Annotated in this window: 13 protein-coding genes; 4 read left to right on the forward strand and 9 right to left on the reverse strand. The window is 59.9% G+C overall.

The features are described 5' to 3' along the window. Positions 1 to 11 precede the first annotated feature (11 nt). From TBK1r_RS26755 to TBK1r_RS26775, 5 genes are all read right to left on the reverse strand, one after another. Entirely contained in the window at positions 12 to 863 is an 852-nt protein-coding gene (locus TBK1r_RS26755; protein ID WP_145217861.1) for a hypothetical protein, read from the reverse strand. Between the two features lie 21 nt (positions 864 to 884). Next, the gene (locus TBK1r_RS26760; protein ID WP_145217863.1) at positions 885 to 1736 is read right to left on the reverse strand and encodes an ABC transporter ATP-binding protein; all 852 of its coding nucleotides are present in this window, start codon (positions 1734 to 1736) and stop codon (positions 885 to 887) included. A 245-nt stretch (positions 1737 to 1981) separates the two neighbouring features. Continuing rightward, the gene (locus TBK1r_RS26765; RefSeq protein WP_145217865.1) at positions 1982 to 2914 is read right to left on the reverse strand and encodes an ABC transporter ATP-binding protein; all 933 of its coding nucleotides are present in this window, start codon (positions 2912 to 2914) and stop codon (positions 1982 to 1984) included. Positions 2915 to 2955: 41 nt separating this feature from the next. Then, the gene (locus tag TBK1r_RS26770; RefSeq protein WP_145217867.1) at positions 2956 to 4071 is read right to left on the reverse strand and encodes an ABC transporter permease; all 1116 of its coding nucleotides are present in this window, start codon (positions 4069 to 4071) and stop codon (positions 2956 to 2958) included. 219 nt (positions 4072 to 4290) lie between these two features. Next, positions 4291 to 5754 (reverse strand): CmpA/NrtA family ABC transporter substrate-binding protein, encoded by a 1464-nt coding sequence (locus TBK1r_RS26775; protein ID WP_473772525.1) that lies wholly within the window; start codon positions 5752 to 5754, stop codon positions 4291 to 4293. A gap of 641 nt (positions 5755 to 6395) precedes the next feature. Between TBK1r_RS26775 and TBK1r_RS26780 the strand changes: the two genes are divergently transcribed. Beyond that, positions 6396 to 8126, forward strand: coding sequence for an alginate export family protein (locus tag TBK1r_RS26780; RefSeq protein WP_145217869.1), 1731 nt, complete (start codon positions 6396 to 6398; stop codon positions 8124 to 8126). Between the two features lie 332 nt (positions 8127 to 8458). Here the strand turns inward: TBK1r_RS26780 and TBK1r_RS26785 are convergent, their stop codons facing one another. The 4 genes from TBK1r_RS26785 to TBK1r_RS26800 form a co-directional block, all read right to left on the reverse strand. Next, positions 8459 to 8893, reverse strand: coding sequence for a globin family protein (locus TBK1r_RS26785; RefSeq protein WP_145217871.1), 435 nt, complete (start codon positions 8891 to 8893; stop codon positions 8459 to 8461). A gap of 87 nt (positions 8894 to 8980) precedes the next feature. Continuing rightward, complete coding sequence (locus TBK1r_RS26790) at positions 8981 to 9598, reverse strand: Tll0287-like domain-containing protein (RefSeq protein ID WP_419580433.1); 618 nt, start codon at positions 9596 to 9598, stop codon at positions 8981 to 8983. Positions 9599 to 9644: 46 nt separating this feature from the next. Next, on the reverse strand, positions 9645 to 11063 hold the full coding sequence (locus TBK1r_RS26795) for a cytochrome c3 family protein (RefSeq protein ID WP_145217873.1): 1419 nt from the start codon (positions 11061 to 11063) through the stop codon (positions 9645 to 9647). Between the two features lie 2 nt (positions 11064 to 11065). Beyond that, a complete protein-coding gene (locus TBK1r_RS26800) occupies positions 11066 to 13117 on the reverse strand; it encodes an FAD-dependent oxidoreductase (protein ID WP_145217875.1) in 2052 nt (683 codons plus the stop codon). Between the two features lie 438 nt (positions 13118 to 13555). Between TBK1r_RS26800 and TBK1r_RS26805 the strand changes: the two genes are divergently transcribed. From TBK1r_RS26805 to TBK1r_RS26815, 3 genes are all read left to right on the forward strand, one after another. Next, entirely contained in the window at positions 13556 to 14893 is a 1338-nt protein-coding gene (locus TBK1r_RS26805; RefSeq protein WP_419580434.1) for a L,D-transpeptidase family protein, read from the forward strand. A 145-nt stretch (positions 14894 to 15038) separates the two neighbouring features. Next, positions 15039 to 15596 carry an orotate phosphoribosyltransferase gene (pyrE, locus tag TBK1r_RS26810; RefSeq protein WP_145217877.1) on the forward strand — a complete coding sequence of 186 codons (558 nt, stop codon included), beginning with the start codon at positions 15039 to 15041 and terminating at the stop codon, positions 15594 to 15596. Then, positions 15596 to 16258, forward strand: a complete 663-nt coding sequence (locus TBK1r_RS26815; protein WP_145217879.1) for a DUF8091 domain-containing protein — start codon at positions 15596 to 15598, stop codon at positions 16256 to 16258. The genes pyrE and TBK1r_RS26815 overlap by 1 nt, the downstream gene beginning before the upstream one ends. Positions 16259 to 17807: the final 1549 nt, after the last annotated feature.

Below are 17807 nucleotides of genomic sequence, written 5' to 3' on the forward strand. Positions count from 1 at the left end.
TTTCTCTTCCCTTACAGCAACAACGTCAGGATATTCGTCATGCGATCTTGTTCAAAAAACGGGATCGCGACACCTTTACAAGGCGATCCACCGCGGAAGGGACGACCCGAGTAAACGATGTCGGGATCCTCGCTGATCGTGGCGACACCGGACGTGTAGGCCAGACCGGGAAGCGTGCCTTCCAACGGTACGGTCTGGTCGACCTCGTACATCAGCGATTGTTCCAGGCGTTGATAGGCGCGCGATTCCAACAGCAAGTGGTCCTCGGCGCACCGCCAGACCTCGTACCCGCGAGCGATCGGGGCGGAGTCGGAGCTGATCAGAACGGCCGTCGCCAGAAAGTCTTCGCCGAAGACCGGGAGTCCGATCGCGACTTGCAACGATTCGGCGGACGCACCGGCGGCACGCAGGAAGCCGGGATGACTGGGAAGGTTGTCGTGGATGACAAAGCTGAGGTTGCGCCAAACCTGTCCGGGCAATCCCATGCCCTTTTCGAAACGCACGAACGAGCTGACGTTTTGGAATCGATCCAGCGGACCGTAGTAGCCCTGCGTGAGGTTCAGATCATCGAATTCGCTAATCGGCTGCCAGATCTCCATCACCCCGACGGTCTCGTCGCTGGCGCTGCCGACCCAAACGATCACTGAAGCGATCTCTTCGCAGCGATAGATGGGAACGCACATCGCGACCGCGTCTGCTTCGCCCTCGACGGACTGTTTGATCGTGGGCAATCCTGTCTCGAGCGAGGCGGCGATCGCGCGATCGGCGACCGGGATCGAGCAAGTTGGTGACGCACCGCTGTCGTCGATCTCCAACACGATCATGTTGGTCAAGAACGAATGATTAGATGTGGCTGTGATCATAGTGTTCCTACGGCTTCGCGATTAAACGCCGACCGCTTCGGGCTCCTGCTCGGCTTGTTTTTTCGCCTCCAACGCTTCCGCATCGGCTTTTAATTTCTTGTGGTCTTGGTCCTCGAGGAACTGAATCATGTCGCCCCGCAAGTCGTAGTACTGGGGATGATCGAGGACTTCGGCGCGGACCCTTGGTCTGTCAAACGGCATTTCAAACACCTTGCCGACGCGTGCCCGCGGACCGTTGGTCATCATCACGACCCTGTCGCTCATGAACAGCGCTTCGTCGACATCGTGCGTGATCATCAACGTGGTGACTTTGTCGCGGACGAGGATCTCCAACAGGATTTCTTGCAGTTCCATCCGGGTGAGCGAGTCGAGCATTCCGAACGGTTCGTCCAACAGCAACATCTTCGGTTTCAAGGCAAACGCCCGCGCGATCCCGACGCGTTGCTGCATGCCCTGGCTGAGTGCCGAGGCCCGCGTGTGGAGGCTATTGCCGAGACCGACTAGGGTCAGGTAGTACCCGGCGATGTCGTGCCGTTGGGCCTTGGTGCCGTGCGGATAAACCTGGTTGACGCCCAGCAGCACGTTCTCCATGGCCGTCATCCATGGCATCAAGCATGGCGATTGAAAGACCACGCCACGGTCCGGACCCGGCCCTTCGATTTCGTGGCCGTCGATGACGATGCCGCCGTCGCTGATCGGGTTGAGTCCGGCGGTCATGGTCAACACGGTGCTTTTACCGCACCCGGAATGGCCGAGCAGACAGATGTACTCGCCTTTCGCCATGTTCAAGTTGAATTCTTCGACAATGACCGCGGGCCCATTGGGCGTGTCGTAGGTCTTGCCGAGACGAAACATTTCTACATAACCGGCCATGGGTCCGCCTTGTGGGGTTCTGTGGTTGTTCGTGTTGGTGTGTGGAAGGAGTCAAGCCGGTACGGGGCCGGATGACAGGCGGGAAACCTTTCCCGCGGGAGTCAGCCCAATGCCACTTGCTTTGGCACGACAGGCGTTAGCGGCACGGCGCGAGCCGTCCGATTTGACCGTGAAAGACCGGAGGGCTCGCGCCCTGCCGCTAACAAAAGTTCCCCGGTTGGCGTGAAAGTAAGTGGCATTAATGATTAACCGGCCCGTCCGCGAGGAACTCGCAGACTTCGCGGTTGCAGTTCGGGTAATTCGATGGGCGGCGCTTCGGACGCCAACGCTTCGTCGTCACGCGACTTCTGTCGCACGGCGACCAGGTAATTGGTGACCGCGTTTCGCAACCCCTTGAAGGTCTCGTTGTGGTTCAGCGCGGTCTTGTCTCTGGGACGCTCCAGCTCCACCGAAAATGCCGGGCCGAGCGATGCGTTGGGTCCCGGGTTCAGCGGGACAATCCGATCGGCCAACAAGATCGCTTCGTCGACGTCATTGGTGATCAGCAAGCATGTCTGCCGTTCTTCTTCCCAGATCTTGAGGATCTCTTCCTGCAGCACGCTACGGGTCAGGGCATCGAGTGCGGACAATGGTTCATCGAGCAGCAGAACGTTGGGTTTCATCGCCAGGGTTCGGGCCAACGACACCCGTTGACGCATCCCACCGGACAACTCGTGGGGACGACGATGCACGGCGTGTGACAAGCCGACCATTTCAATGAATTTTTCGACATGGTCGCGTCGCTCGCCGCGTGACCAATGCTTGAACACTCGATCGACCGACAGGGCGATGTTGCCGCGAACGGTCAGCCAGGGCAGCAGCGAATAGTTTTGGAACACGATGCCGCGTTCTTGGCTCGGCCCCTTGATGATTTCGTTGTCCATCACGATCTCGCCACTGTCCGGGATCTCAAGTCCGGCCAGCAACTTGGTCAACGTTGTTTTTCCGCTGCCGGAGAAACCGACGATCGCCAGGAATTCGCCCTTGCGCAGATTCAGATTGATATTGCTGAGTACTTCGTTGCGCGTGACACCACTCCCATACCCTTTGCAGACCGCCCGCATGGAAATCAGCGGGTCGGGCGGCGCGGGTCTGGCAATCGCTTTGGATCGGGGTCGATCAAGAACTGCGACGCTCATCGTTTTTCTGGGGGTGTGAGGATTCGAGAGAAAAGAATGGGTTAGGCAGCTTGCGGGTCACCGAAGCTGACCAGGTTCCGCATGAAGATCATGATTCGATCGAGCAACAGTCCGATCAAACCGATGATGATCACGCTGAACGCGATGCGGGCGTAGGTCTGGCTGCTACCGTTTTGAAACTCGTCCCAGACGAACTTGCCCAAACCGGGGTTTTGGGCCAGCATGTCGGCGGCGATCAACACCATCCAACCGACACCCAAACTGATCCGCAGTCCTGCGAACATCAGCGGCAAACTGGCCGGCAGAATGATCTTGAACAGTTGTTGGCTCCAGGAAAGTTTCAGCACGCGAGCCACGTTCATGTAATCCTTGTCGACGCTTGCCACGCCGAGCGTGGTGTTGACCAGCGTCGGCCACAAGGAACACAACGAGACCGTGATCGCGGAAATCAAAAACGCTTTGTCGAAAAAGTTCTCGCCGGGTTTGGTGCCCGAGTAGGCCCAGACGATGATCAGGAAAGCCAGTGGCAACCAAGCCAGCGGGCTAACCGGTTTGAAGATTTGGATGAAGGGTGTGAGTGCCGCGTTGCACCAGGGGCTCATGCCGCAGAGTACGCCGATCGGGACGGCGATCAACGTCGCGATGGCGAATCCGACGAAGACGGTTTTCAAACTGGTGATGATCTGGTCGACGAACGTCGGGGCGCTCGACGGACGATAGTTGGCTGCTTGAACCGCTTTCTTCTTCAGCACCAAGGCGTTTGCCAGCAGTGTTTCCTTTCGCTCGCCGGTTGCCGATTCGGCCTGCTTGGTCACCGAGTTGGCTTGGGCCAGCAACGTGACCGCTTGCATCGTTTTTTCCTGCTTGACCTTCAGGTCCTCGGCACGCTGGGCCGAATGCATGGCGAACAATTCCTTGCCGGCCGTCCAGGTGTCGGTCGGGCTGGGCAGTTGCATGCTGTCGGTGACCACCGTGCGGGCGGCAGCCGACCACAGCAGCAGGAACACGGCGACGGCCGCGACGGGCAGGACCACGAATTTCGCGATCCCTTTGAGTTGTTCTTTGACGTCTTCGCCGGCGAGCAGTCTGACGAACGGTTCCAGCGCGGGAAGCCCCGCGACGTCACAGAACTTCAGTGCGTTTCCTCTCCAATTCATACGATTCGCTACAAGGTGGTTGGGTATAGGAGTGTGGGATGGTTTCAGTGTTCGGGATCCACGGCCGGGTCGGACGTCTGGCACCGGACCGAGACGTCCGACCCGAATGGCCGCTTCCCGAACATGCAACGGCGAGGCGGTCACCGCGGCATGCACATTTCAAGAGGCTTGGTCGGCGCGACCGACGTCCGTGCAACGTCGATCGCGCCGAAGGGTGATTCACTGCTTCGCCAGCGATTCGGGATCTTTATTGCCGATCTCAAATCCGTTGACGTAGCCCACCGGGTCTTTGGCGTCGTATCGAGTGCCATCGATGAATTCCGTCGTCGCAGCTCGGTAGCCGTCGTAGTCCTCGGCGGGAAAGTCTTCGGCAGACGCTTTGCCCTCGGCGACCAACATCGCCGCGGCCTTGCGATAGATTTCGGGTTTGTAGATCTCCTTGGCCGTTTCCGCGTACCAACTCGCGGGTTTGCCTTCGGTGATCTGGCCCCAGCGCCGCATCTGCGTCAAGAACCAGATGCAGTCGCTGTAGTGCGGGTAACTGGCGTAGTATTTAAAGAAGACGTTGAAGTCGGGCATCGGGCGGACGTCGGTTTCCTGGAACACGAACGTGCCGGTCATGCTGTTGTCGATCACATCTTCGTCCGCTCCGACGTAATCTTTCCCCGACAGAATCTTGGCGGCTTCTTGGCGGTTGACCAGCACGCCGTTCTCATCGGTTGCGTCGAGCCATTTGCCGGCGCGGATCAAAGCCTTGATCACCGCGAGGTGCGTGTTGGGGTGTTTCTCGTCCCACTCTTTGGTCACGCCGAAGACTTTCTCGGGGTTGTTCTTCCAAATGTCATAGTTGGTGGTGACGGGAACACCGATGCCTTTGACGACGGCTTGTTGATTCCACGGTTCGCCGACGCAGTAACCGAGGATCGTCCCTGCTTCCAGCGTGGCGGGCATCTGGGGCGGCGGGGTCACCGAGAGCAACACGTCGGCGTCGACGGTCCCTTGGATGTTTTCTTCGGTGTACATCCCCGGATGAATGCCCGCGGCGGCGAGCCAATATCGAATTTCGTAGTTGTGCGTGCTGACGGGGAAAACCATCCCCATGTTGAAGTCCTTGCCCTCTTGCTTGTACGAATCAACGATCGGTTTGAGCGAGGTCGCGGGAATCGGATGCGGCGGGGTATCCGATTTCAGTGCCGGGTCATTCTCCTGCATCTGTTCCCAGATTTCATTGCTGACGGTGATCCCGTTGCCGTTGTAATCCAGGCTGTAGGCGGTGATCACGTGAGCTTGGGTGCCGAACCCGATCGTCGCACCGATCGGCTGACCGGCCAGCATGTGGGCGCCGTCGAGTTGGCCGTCGATCACTCGGTCCAGCAAAACTTTCCAGTTCGATTGCGCTTCGATTTCGACGTTCAGACCTTCTTCTTCGAAGTAGCCCTTCTCTTTCGCAATCACCAACGGGGCGCAGTCGGTCAGTTTGATGAAGCCGAATTTTAAGTTTGGTTTTTCGACGTCCAGTATTTCCATCACCGCGGCGCCGGCTTCGCTGTCGTCGCCTGGGGTGGTTTCAAGTTTCGCTGCGGCGGCTTCGAGGTCTTCCAAGGAGATGTTGGAATCAGAACAGCCGACCAGCAGGGTGCTAATCGAAATCAGCGTGCAAGAGAACAACGCTGTCGAGAACAGACGCCGCAAAAGTTGAGAGGGAACGGATTTCAAAGGCACTTGGATATACTCCCAGTGGAGAATCATGGAAAAGGTGTGGCATTTTCCGATTCAGCCGCGCTTGGCATCGATGGGATGAATCAGAGACGCAGGACTACTGCATCGTCTGTCGGGGTGGGCGAGGCACGCCTTGTGCCAAAGCCGATGTCAAGATCGGGGGGGATCGACAACGTGAGGGAGGTGCGACACAGTGGCCGAGCAAGGTGGAACGATTCACCATAAAGCCAATTGGCGTGAATTCACTTGACAGGGTGTGGTGGTGGTGATCTGCACCCATTGCGAGCAGCTTCTTGGAGCCCCTGCCCAAGAATCGTGCGAGGGGATTGCTGCTCGTTCCTGAACGTTCGGCACGCGACTTTAACGATTGTCGTGACTGTTCACGGTTCGAAAGATTCTTCACCAATCGACGTCATCGATGAGACGATAGAGCACGACATGACGCTCGGATTCGCCGGAGCCGACGCAGATGTTCACCTGGATGGATTGAAACCGATTGCGACAGGCGGTTGCACGGCTGGTTTCGACCCATCAGGGAGCTTGACATTTCATTCATCGTCACCTTCATGGTGACTTACCGTTCCGTAAGGAAGGAGTCCTACGTGATGCCTCCACATCAACACGCTCGCCGGCGCACCCTCGCGTTGGCGCTACTTGCCGGCTTGACCGCCGCCCCCGCGGCATTCGCCGAAACCCCTCACGGCCTCGTCGAGACCGTCGTGCTCGACGCGACCGACACGCCCCAAGGCAACGTCCAACTCGTCGTCGACGCACAGTACGGTGATGAACAGTACGATGGCGCACGGTACGATGGTGCACAGTACATCGCATTTCAGGATGAGCCCGCGCCACTGGTGGATGCCCCCCAAGCGGCCCCGCCGGAGCCCGTCGCGATCGACGAGCCGGCTGCCTCGGCGACGGTCGATGCCGCTTCGATGGCCGCGCCCGTGGTGACGAGTTGCAATTGCTGCACCACGCCGTGTTGCACCAAGGCCAAGAAAGCCGCCGCGACCGCAGCGATGAAAAGTGCTTATGCGGGTGTGTTCTACGCCAACAACTTTAGCTATCTCAACGACCCCTGCTACGACGGCCCCTCGTTCTTTGGCGACTCGCTCAAGGGCATGATGGGCGGCAAGTTGGACATCGGTGGTGAAGCGCGGATGCGTTACCACTACGAGAACAATCACCGCGGTCTCGGGCTGACCGGGGTCGACGACGCGTTCTTCCTGACCCGCTACCGCATGTTCGCGAATCTGCGAATCAACGAGTACTTCCGTGCCTACGGTGAGTACCTGTACGCGGATTCGGGCGGCGAGACCTTCAACAACCGACCGATCGAAGAGAATCGCGGTGAAATCCAAAACCTGTTCTTGGACACCAAGCTGACCGAATCGCTGAATCTGCGCTTGGGACGGCAAGAATTGTTGTTCGGCGACGAGCGATTGATTTCACCATTGGATTGGGCCAACACCCGACGCTCGTTCCAGGGCGTTCGCGGAACGTACAAGGGCGATGCCTGGACCGTGGACGGATTCTTCGTCAACCCGCTCAATCGCAATGCCGCCAACGAAAGCAAGATCGACGACGCCAACGAAGATGTCGACTTCTATGGCGTTTACGCCAGCAACAGTGGGACCGCTCTGGGGACCGTTGACGCCTACTACCTGGGATTGAACAACCAGGTGCTCGATTTCGACTACCACACGCTCGGATCTCGCGTCGCCGGGGCGTCCGACGCCGGCGTGCTCTATAACGTGGAAGGTGGCGTCCAGTTCGGTTCCAACAGCCCCGGCTATGGCGACCACAGCGCCGGATTCTTTACCGGCGGCTTGGGCAAGCAGTTGAGCATCTGCACCGGTTGTGGCGAGTGGAAACCGACCGTTTGGTTCTGGTACGACTGGGCGTCCGGCGGTGACGATTTCCCGGCCGCACGTGGCGACGACAGTTTCGACCACCTGTTCCCGCTGGCTCACAAGTACCTGGGTCTGATGGACTTGTTCGCACGTCGAAACATCAATGACGTCAACTTCCAGTTCATCACGCCGGTTTTGGGTGACAAGGTCAAGCTGTTGGTGTGGTACCACCACTTCTTCCTGGATCAAGCGACCACGCCGTATGGTGTGACCGAGGCACCGTTCAATGCCGTCGCCGCCGCCGGGGACAAGGAGCTGGGCCAGGAGATCGATTTGGTGCTGACCTGCGGAATCAACCCGCGGACCAATGTCCAGATCGGCTATTCGCACTTCCGCGCCGGCGACTACTACGACACCACGGCGGGAGTACCGACCAACGCCGACGCCGATTTCTTCTGGACGCAGTTCCAGTGGCGATTCTAGGCTAGACAGTCGCTGATCAATGAAACGTTGAAGCCGCTTGCGAAGTACGATTCGCAAGCGGCTTTTCTTTTCGCAGTGTTTGCCCAAAGGGCATCGACAACGCAGCCTGGGGTCAGGGAACGAGCGCAGCGGAGTGACCGCCACCCCAGGAAAGAAAGCCCAAACGGCCTCTCCCCCATTCGATCGGCCGGCGGCAAAGCCGCCGGCCGATCGAATGGGGGAGGTTTTCGGTTGGTCACAGACCTGGGGTTACGCCCGGATTCGCTGGGGCTCATCCGGTCTCACCCCAGGCTATGTTGTGGATGCCCTTTGGGCAAACGTGTCCCCCGCAATTAGCCGGCCGCTGCCGTGGACGCATCGCTTTCATGTGCGGCGTCCAACATCACGTTGCTGAGCGTGACGTAGGTGATCGTCCAGGCCTGCTTGACCTCGTCGGTAAAGGCCTCGGCAAGCCCTTGCTGGAGCGTCCAGAGCAACGCCTCGCCGACCGTCTGGTAGCTTTCATCGGGGACGCCGTACTTCACGTGCCGCCGCCCCAGTTCTTGGACCGCCGGCAGGATGTCTTCCAGTTTGGTCAGTGACGTGACGGCCAAATTTAACGTCGCCATCAGCTTCTTGCCCTGCTCTTTCATGTCACCCTTGAAGAGCGGTTTCAGGGAGGGATCGAGCTCAAACAGGCGGCCATAAAACAGTTCTGCGGCTTGCTCGGAAATCGGTTTTACCTTTTCCCAAGAAGACTGAACCAAATCGATTTGCTGAGGAGTCATACGTCGTTCACTTGTGGTTACGAGTTAATAACAGAGGGTGGGATGCATCCATGCGATTGATGTAGCGAAGGTTGGGTTGAGTGGCGATTAAAGTGGGACGCGGACCAGCACACCGCCCATCACGTCGTCTTTGCCGAATTCGGGATAGTCGTCGCCGCGATTGGGGTGTTCGTTGTGGCAAGACCAGCAGGCCTCGGCGACGGCACGGTCGGGGTAGACGGCGACGAAGTACTTTTGGTCGCCGAGTTCTTCTTCTCCGTAAAAGTTCTCACCGGGGTTGTCGCTCAGGTAATCGAGCGCTGTCTGTTCCAACTCAGTCTTGGCCTGGTGCTGTTCGTTGAGCGGCCATTTACTGCGAAGGGCGTAGGTGAAACCGGCTTCCGGATTTTCGTCGACCAACTCGGCACCCATGCGGAACATTTGCGCCGGCAACGGAATCGAGTTCTCGGTGTCTTCCCAGTATTCGAACGCTTTGACGGGGGCGTCCTGTTTTTGCAGATTCGTCACGACGTGCGTCGCGTACACGGTCCGGTCGGCCATCATCACCGCATGCACGCCGTCGGCAAATTGTTGGGGCGTGATTCCACCGGACGGTGTCGAACTCGCTTCGCTGCTGGTGCAGCCCGGTAGCGCGGCCAGTGGCAGTAGCGTGCACACCGAGAGTGCCGCCGCGGCGAGTTGTTGGTTGCGATTCAATTTCATCATGAAAATCCTTCAAGGGAACGAGGCAAAAAAAGAGAGAAAAACAGGGTCATGGTTTTTGAAGACGCGCCTCGCGTTTGGCCCGACGCTGCTCGAACCACTGGTGCGCCATCTGCACACTTTCGATTCGTTCGGTCGGGGCATCGCCGAAGCACGATGTGATCGATCGGGGATCGGCCAACGCGCTGAGTGAATATTCCAGTCCGTGGCAGTGGGTGCAGACCTGTCGGGCCATCGTTTCATTGGGACGCAGGCTCGCGTTCTGGTCATGGTTGACCCAGATCCCGGTCTCGCCGTCGATCCGGGGCAGATGACAGGTGGCACAGGAAACGCCGCTGCCGACGGCACCGCTGCCGGCCAATTCGTCCTGCCACAGCGTGGCGTGTGAGCTGTCGCGGTAAGCCAACGAATGGTCATCGGCGTGACACTGAAGACAGGCTTCCGCGGCGGCGAATTGCGTGTCGAATCGATGGCCGGGATGACAGGCGTTGCAATCGAGTTTGGCATGGGCCTGGCCGGCATGCATCGGCAATCTCGCCTGGTCGGGCGTCATCGCGGGCATCCCCACGGCCAACCGCATTCCGTGTTTGCCGGTTTGGAAGCTGGCGACTTGGTCGGCATGGCATCGCTGGCAGCTTTCCATGGCGACAGTCTCGGACCATTGTGAATCATCCTTCCCGCCGTGGCAGTGCGTGCAGTTGACGCCTGCGAGTGCGTGGGCGGTTGTCGCCCAGTCGTCCAGCACGCGTTGATCGACGGCTTCGGCGGGAGGATGGTCGGCTTCATCGATCCCCAGCGGGCGGTCAGGACGAAAGACGCCCGAGAGCGATGCAGCGGTCGACCGTCGGGGCAGTGAAGCGAGTTCTAGATGATCGGGCTGTCCGTGATGATCATCGAGGTACTTTTCATAAAGCGCACGGTTGTCGTGGTAATTGTGACACCCCGCGGTCGCACAACTGTCGTACGCCATGTCGCGGTGGCTGGGGCGTGAATCGGCGACCTCTTGATGACAATGCCAACAGTAATCGGCCGGCATGGTCAGCCCCATCGTGAGCGTCTGTTCGGGCACGTGTTCTTGATGGCAACTCAAGCAGTTCTGTGCGTCGAGCACCGCCAGTCGCTCGGCGTTGGTCGGGTCGCGGAATTTCTTTGCCGGGTGTGTGTCCTTAGCAAGATCCAACTGTTCGCCATGACAGCGGATGCAGGCATCTTGCATGACGTCGGATCCACTCGGCCCGTCCGCCGATCGCCCCGGGTCATGACAGGCGTTGCAGTCCAATTCGATCTGATAGTGTCCGTGCGTCGTTTCACCGGGCAGCCAAGCGGTCGAGCTGATCGAAGCGGGAGCGACCAACCCGAACCCGAAGTAGACGGCGATCGAGAGATTGATCGCCGCCCACGTCAACCATTTCGGTGCGTGGGGAGACTGGCGAAACGCGTTCCAGATCGATCGGATTTGAATGCTCATGATCAATCGCTGAACCAATAAAAACCGAGCACATGAAGCGCGATCAAGATCGGCAACGGCCAGGTCACCCAGAGGTGAATGCGGGTCAATCGGGGACGCCAGCGGCGAATCCACATCCCCAGATTTCCCGACGCGCGGCTCTCCATGCTGCTGGCGATTCCGGCCACCGCGCCCAACGCCGCGGCGGACAAGAAGCAGACCGCGAGCAAGAAATTCAGGTTGTGTCCCAGCCGCATCCCGGTGTGAATGGCGACGCCGAACAGCACGGCCATGCCCAGCACGCCGTGCGCGGCCCGCCAAAACCCGTACGAGCCCCAATGAAACCACGTCAGGCGTTTGCGGAGCGAAAAGACGAGCCCCAGCAGCGTCAAGCCGACCAAGGTGAATCCACTGACCTGGCGACCGAGATCCCCGCGCCAAATTGTCTCGATGTTTCGCCACGACGATTGCACGCTGTCAGTCAGCGGGATCGGCGGAACGACCAGCCAAGCCAGACTGGCCAACAACGCGATCACGCTGGCCACCCACATTGTCTTGGCCCCGGGGACCGTGATCGGTTCCGCCGCTGCGGCGCCCGCCAACTGGCCGACCAGACCGCGACAGCTGCCGCAGGCGGTGGACGCACCGCATGCCGACGCGATTTGTTCGACGTCTTGTTTGCCGTCATCGATCAATTCGACGATCGTTGATTTGCTGACCGACAAGCACGAACACACGATCGCGTCGGCCGGCCAATCGGTGACCGGCATCGCCCCGCCGGGGGACCACGGGGATCCCGTGTTTAAGAATCGTTTGCGTTGCCAAGGCCACAGTCGCGCCCGTTTGGCGATCGCCTGTCTGACTTGTGGCAATTCATCCCACGGGCCGACACACGACGCGCCGACGATTCGCCCCCGCTCGGTCAACAGTTTTCGATATCCCGATTCGTCATGGTGTGTCACTACGTTGCCGCCGGCAAATTCACCGATCGTCGTGCCCAGCGTGGCGACTTGCACCCCCATCAGTTTCAGTTCTGCCGATTCGTCGGCACCCGCGAACGTCGTCTCACCGCCGGCCAGTCGCTGGGCCAAGACATCGGCCATGCGAAAGCAAGGTGCCGCGAGTCCGAAGACGTGGTCGTGGAACGAGGCGCACTCGCCAATCGCAAAGATGTTCGGATCGCTGGTCTGCAAACACTCGTTGACCTTCACGCCGCGGCGCGGTCCGATCTCAAGCCCCGCTGATTCGGCCAGCATGTCGTTGGGACGCACGCCTGCGGCGATGACCAGCAAGTCGACGTGCAGATCACTTGCGTTGGAAAACTCAATGCAAATCCCGTTGTCGACGACAGCGATCGATTCGGTGCGGCGGACGAGTTGAACGTCCACGCCCATGCTTTGAATCTTGCGTTTGAGTAGCCCGGCCGCGTCGGCATCGAGTTGCCGCGGCATCAATCCCGGTGCCATCTCAATCACGCTGACCGACAAACCCAGATCCATCAGGATTTTGGCGGCTTCCAATCCCAGCAAGCCTCCGCCGATCACGCCGCCGCGACGCACGTTTCGTGACGCGCAGTAGTCGCGAATCGATTCCAGGTCGGCGATGGTGCGATAGACGAAAACTCCTTCGCTATCAGATCCCTTGATCGGAGGCACGAAGGCGTGGGATCCGGTCGCCAACACCAATTGGTCGTAGCTATAGAACGAGCCGTCCTGATCGAACACCATGCGCTGCTCGCGATCGATCCGCTCGATGCGACGCCCTGTGATCAGTTCGATGCGATGTTTTTGGTACCAATCCCGCGGTGCCAACAGCAGTTCATCGGCCGATCGACCATCAAAGTAAGTCGACAAGTTGACTCGGTCATACGCCGGCAGCGGTTCGTCACCGATGATCGTGACGTCATAGCCCTGGATCACGCCGCTGCGGACGAGGCGATCGCAGAGGCCAAAGCCCGCCATTCCGCCTCCGACAATCACCAACCGGGGGCGTTGTGGGGGCGTGACGTGACGCTGGGCGGCGGTTGGACCAACCTGTTGACGATTCGCGAGAGGGGCGTTCAGCGCGGCAACCATGTCCGGGTGGAGGTGAAACCGGGGGAAGAACCGAGGAGATCGACTTCGGTTGACCTCCATGGCCAGACCCGCCTTGCCTAGCAAGGGCCGACCGAGTCACCGCCGCACGCAATCGTTGCGCCAATCCGCACAACTAGGAAAGTTCATTGCTGCGGCGCTGGTCGAATTCGACACAGAGCAAGGCGAAGGTTTTAAAAATATCCCTTAGCGTGCAGGTTTTTGTGAGCGGCCGGGAGACGGCGTCCGTTCTCACCAGCGCGAAACGAGTGCAGGTCCGGGCGGGTCTGCCTAAGATCGCGGCAGTGGATGGTCGATGACCCGGCGTTGGACGGGAATTCTCGCAAACTGATCTGGAAACGCGGGGGAAGATTCCGCTAGACGTGATCCTTGACCGTTCACCCGCTTGATTTTCGCACGAATCCGTCATGGAGGACTGTCGTGCAAACGATAAAAACCGCCGCTGTTGTCGTTCTGATGCTGACCGTCTTGTACGGCGGTTATGTGTCGTTGACCACTCCGCCCGAACCGCTGCCCAATGAGATCGAGGAGATCTTGGTCATTGAAGAAGCCGGCGGATCGGCCTTTGGGTCCGGCGAAGCGGTGGCAAGCGGATTGCAACTCGATGAGCCCCCGCCGGGCGTTTTGACTCCGTCGACCGACGCCATGGCACAGCCGGCTCCGCTGCCGAGCCCAGCCGCCAACTCGGTCGTCAGCGGGCCCTTCAACCCGGCACCGCGGCCGACTCCCGCAGCCAATCCCAATCCCAACACCTTCGGCAGTTCCTTCGCGGATCTACCTCCGAAACTGGAATCCTCCGCCGATCGCGAGTCGTCCGGCTCGGCGACCATCACCAAGCTACCCGCGGTCGATCCGAATGCACCCGGCGTGACACCCGGACCGGTGGACTCGTACGCTACGACGCCCGGTGAGTTCCGCTTGCCCGATCCGACGGCCGCCGCTGCGACCTTCGATCCGACGCGTGGTGCTGCGTTTGAAGGGGGGCCGGCCGGATTCACGATGACCGACAAATCGCCTGCGACGGCGGTCGAAACGCTGGGGAATCCCCCCGCCGAGGAAAACCGTGGATTGATCAATGCGTTCAAGACGGCCGACACGATGTTTGTCAAGGGCCAGCTGAAAGAAGCGCTTGCCACGCTGAGCGTCTTTTACGGGATGCCGAACTTGTCGCCCGATCAGCGGCAACAATTGCTCAGCCGACTCGATCCCCTGGCCCGCGAAGTGATCTACTCGCGTCGGCACTTGCTCGAGCCGCCGCACCGCGTGACCGCCAGCGAAACGTTGCTGGAGATTGCGGACAAGTACCAAGTGCCCTCGCAATTGCTGGCCAACATCAATCAGGTGGATGATCCGGTCACGGTGCTTCCGGGAACGGAATTGAAAATCGTCCGCGGACCGTTTCGCGCCGAGGTTGATTTGAGCGGCCAACAACTGACGCTGTTCCTCGGCGATCTGTACGCCGGGCGTTTCGAAATCGGTGTCGGCAATGATCCGGCGCCCAAACCGGGGACCTACACCGTCCAAGAGAAACAGACGTCGCACGTGTACTACGACCGGACCGGTGTGCCGGTTCCCGCGGGTAGCCCCAACAACCCCTACGGCAAGATGTGGCTGGACCTGGGGGGACAGATCAGCATCCATGGCAGCCCCAACACGGTGCAGCCGACCGACGCCGGGTGCATCAGTGTCGCCGGTGACTACGCCGATGACATCTACGGGATTCTCAGCCAGGGTTCCTCTGTGACGATTCGCCGATAACAATGCCCACACAGGCAGCTCGTTTGCCTGGTAAAAGGGGTCAGGCCTCTTTTTGGCATCCATCGGGATCGGTCAGGCCGGCAACGGCCTTGACTGACAGAACGTAGGCGCCCCCGAGGCGCCAAAGCACGTAGGTAATCATGGCATGACGTACAGCAAACAAGCATTGATTGAACTCCTGGGTTCCGAGGCACTTCAGCGTGGCGAATTCACGCTGGCGAGTGGAAAGAAGGCCTCGTACTACCTTGATTGTCGGCGCATCACGTTGCATCCCCAGGGCGCCAATCTGGTCGCCGCCGGGATGTTGGCGGAGATTCAGGCATCCGGTCCGCTGCCGGCCGCGGTTGGCGGGATGGCCATCGGCGCCGATCCGATCACCGCCGCGATCGTCACCGTGGCCGGGCAACAGAATCTTCCGCTGAAAGGTTTCATGGTCCGCAAGGAGCCGAAGGGACACGGCACGGGCAAACAGGTCGAAGGACCGGTCGAACCCGGCCAGGAAGTCGTGATCGTCGAAGACGTGATCACCAGCGGCGGCAGCGCGCTCAAAGCCGTCGAGGCGGCCGAAGCGTTCGGTTTGAAGGTCCGTGAAGTGATCGGAATCATCGACCGGCTGGCCGGTGGCGAAGCCGCGTTTGCGGCCCGCGGATTGAAACTCAAGACGCTGACCACCATTCGCGATTTCGGGATCGAGCCGGAATAGTGGAAACGTCGCTGCATCAACAGTTGAAACTCCACTACGCCTGCGACGCGTCGCAAACGGAAGTCGTCGTCGGGCGTTATCGGATTGATGCAGTTCGAAATGATGAATTGATCGAAGTGCAATGCGCGTCGCTTTCGGCGATCAAATCCAAAATCAACGCGCTGTTGAATCGCCACACTGTTCGGGTGGTCAAACCGATCATCCTGCGAACTCGGATCGCCAAGAAGAAGAACGCCCGCGGCAAAGTGACGTCGCGGCGGATGAGTCCCAAACGCGGTGACACGTTGGATCTGTTCGAAGATCTGATCTATTTCACACGTGTGTTTCCGCATCCGAACCTGATTTTAGAATTGGCGTTCCTGCACGTGGAACAAACACGCGTCCCCGGTCGCCGACATCGTCGCCGCTGGCGCAAAGACTATCGCGTCGCGGATGTTTCACTCGAACAGATCGAATCGACGTTGGAACTTCGCAGTGCCGAGGACCTGTTTGAACTGGTCGGACTCGATCGCCAGACCGAGTCGTTCACGACCGAAGACATCGCCCGCGTGACCGGCCGCCCCAGGTGGTTCGCCCAAAAGATCGCCTACGTGCTCAAGCACACCCAGGCGATCGAGCCGATCGGACGCAACCGATCCGGCATTCTGTATCGCGCGGCGTAGCGCATGCCAATGGCTGGCATCCCTCCGCGACCCTCTCAAACACGCAAAATTCGCGTCGTGGCCGGGAAAAGCTTATGAAATAGCTTGAAACGTCGAGTGAAAGGTGGGCTCTTTCCAACCCGTGAGCAACGTTTTGGCTTCTGACGTTCCGTCGAGACCCACCGTGATGACCGTTTTTATCGCTATCACCATCGTTTGGATCATTGTCACGCTGGTCGGCCATTTGTCATGGCTGGCCGTCGCGGCACTCTTCCACGCGATTGCGGGTCGCGACGAGGCGGCGACAACAGTGATCGATCGCGGCGAGGATGCTCAGGCCGCAAACCGTGTGATCAGCCGCATGGCCGCGGCGCTGCTGATCAGCCCCGCCGAAGCGCAGAAACTCCGCGGCAAGATCAACCAGCTCGATCACGCCACCTGGCAGAGCACCGCCCAGCCGACAGAAGTCCAGCGGGATCTCGAAGGTCAAACCCCGGCCGCGGCGTCTGAGGTTGCCCCGATCGCTTCGTCCGCGGCTGCACCGTCGGCACGCATCAAAAACGATGCCGCCGGCGCGCGACAACCTACCCTCGACGAGTTTTTAGCGCCGCGTCCAACTGCCGCCGCCGCCACGCCCGCCGCCGCCGACACGCCCGTCGCCGAACATTCCCAAGCGACGGCCCAACCGGTTTCTCAATCGCCGACCGTTTTTTCGCCGCGTGCGTCGCTCGGCCAATCGCTGGCCGAATTCTTGGCGGCACACAACATCCGTTGGGGTGAGTTGATCGCGGGGCTGCTGATCGTCGTCTGTTCGATCGGACTGGTGATGAGTTTGTGGACCACGATCACCCAAATGCACCGCGTGATCCCCTCGTTGATTTTTCTGACCGGCAACACCGCGATCTTTGGCGCCGGGTTGTACACGCTGTTTCGCTGGCGGTTGCAGGACACCAGTCGGGCGACGCTCGTGATCGCGATGCTGTTGGTGCCCTTGGGGATCTTGACCGGGCTATCGACCGGAGGGATCGACGATGCGTCGGTGATGCTCAACGATCCGATCACCGTGTTGTCGATTCTGGGTGCCGGCGCGATCTACATCACGTTGATTTGGCAGTCGAGTCGCGCGCTGGTCGGTTCGTCCGGCGCCCTGGCGATGACGCTCGGTGTCGCCGGCCCGGCCGCCGTGCTGCCCCTGGTGCCTGCCGCGGTCCGCGTTTGGGACGCGTCGGCTGGATATGTCGCGTACGGGGGATCGATTGCCGTCGCGCTCGCGATCACGTTGTTGATTCCACGAAACGCCGACGGGCGACTGAAAGGCAACACGTCGTGGCGCCGCGCGCTGGTGATCGGTGTTTCCACGTTTACCCTGGCCGTGCTTGCCGGATACGTCGCCTTCATGTTGCGGAGCTTTGAATCGGGTTGGCTGGGGATCGCCGTGTCGACGCTTCCCGGCGTGGTGCTGTTGGCGGCGGCGGCAGGCTCTTTGGCGGGCGATCGCCGACGCCCAAAACTGGCGCTCGCGGGAACGGTGATGGCGTCACTGGGGCTACTGGCCGGCGGTGCGCTGTTG

Origin of the sequence: Stieleria magnilauensis (assembly GCA_007753675.1) — a bacterium.
GTDB classification, from domain to species: domain Bacteria; phylum Planctomycetota; class Planctomycetia; order Pirellulales; family Pirellulaceae; genus Stieleria; species Stieleria magnilauensis.

Bases quoted from the DNA above. Each gene is read 5' to 3' on its own strand.
- TBK1r_RS26755 (WP_145217861.1), bottom strand. From the start codon at position 863: ATGATCACAGCCACATCTAATCATTCGTTCTTGACCAACATGATCGTG.
- TBK1r_RS26760 (WP_145217863.1), bottom strand. From the start codon at position 1,736: ATGGCCGGTTATGTAGAAATGTTTCGTCTCGGCAAGACCTACGACACG.
- TBK1r_RS26765 (WP_145217865.1), bottom strand. From the start codon at position 2,914: ATGAGCGTCGCAGTTCTTGATCGACCCCGATCCAAAGCGATTGCCAGA.
- TBK1r_RS26770 (WP_145217867.1), bottom strand. From the start codon at position 4,071: ATGAATTGGAGAGGAAACGCACTGAAGTTCTGTGACGTCGCGGGGCTT.
- TBK1r_RS26780 (WP_145217869.1), top strand. From the start codon at position 6,396: ATGCCTCCACATCAACACGCTCGCCGGCGCACCCTCGCGTTGGCGCTA.
- TBK1r_RS26785 (WP_145217871.1), bottom strand. From the start codon at position 8,893: ATGACTCCTCAGCAAATCGATTTGGTTCAGTCTTCTTGGGAAAAGGTA.
- TBK1r_RS26790 (WP_419580433.1), bottom strand. From the start codon at position 9,598: ATGATGAAATTGAATCGCAACCAACAACTCGCCGCGGCGGCACTCTCG.
- TBK1r_RS26795 (WP_145217873.1), bottom strand. From the start codon at position 11,063: ATGAGCATTCAAATCCGATCGATCTGGAACGCGTTTCGCCAGTCTCCC.
- TBK1r_RS26800 (WP_145217875.1), bottom strand. From the start codon at position 13,117: ATGGTTGCCGCGCTGAACGCCCCTCTCGCGAATCGTCAACAGGTTGGT.
- pyrE (WP_145217877.1), top strand. From the start codon at position 15,039: ATGACGTACAGCAAACAAGCATTGATTGAACTCCTGGGTTCCGAGGCA.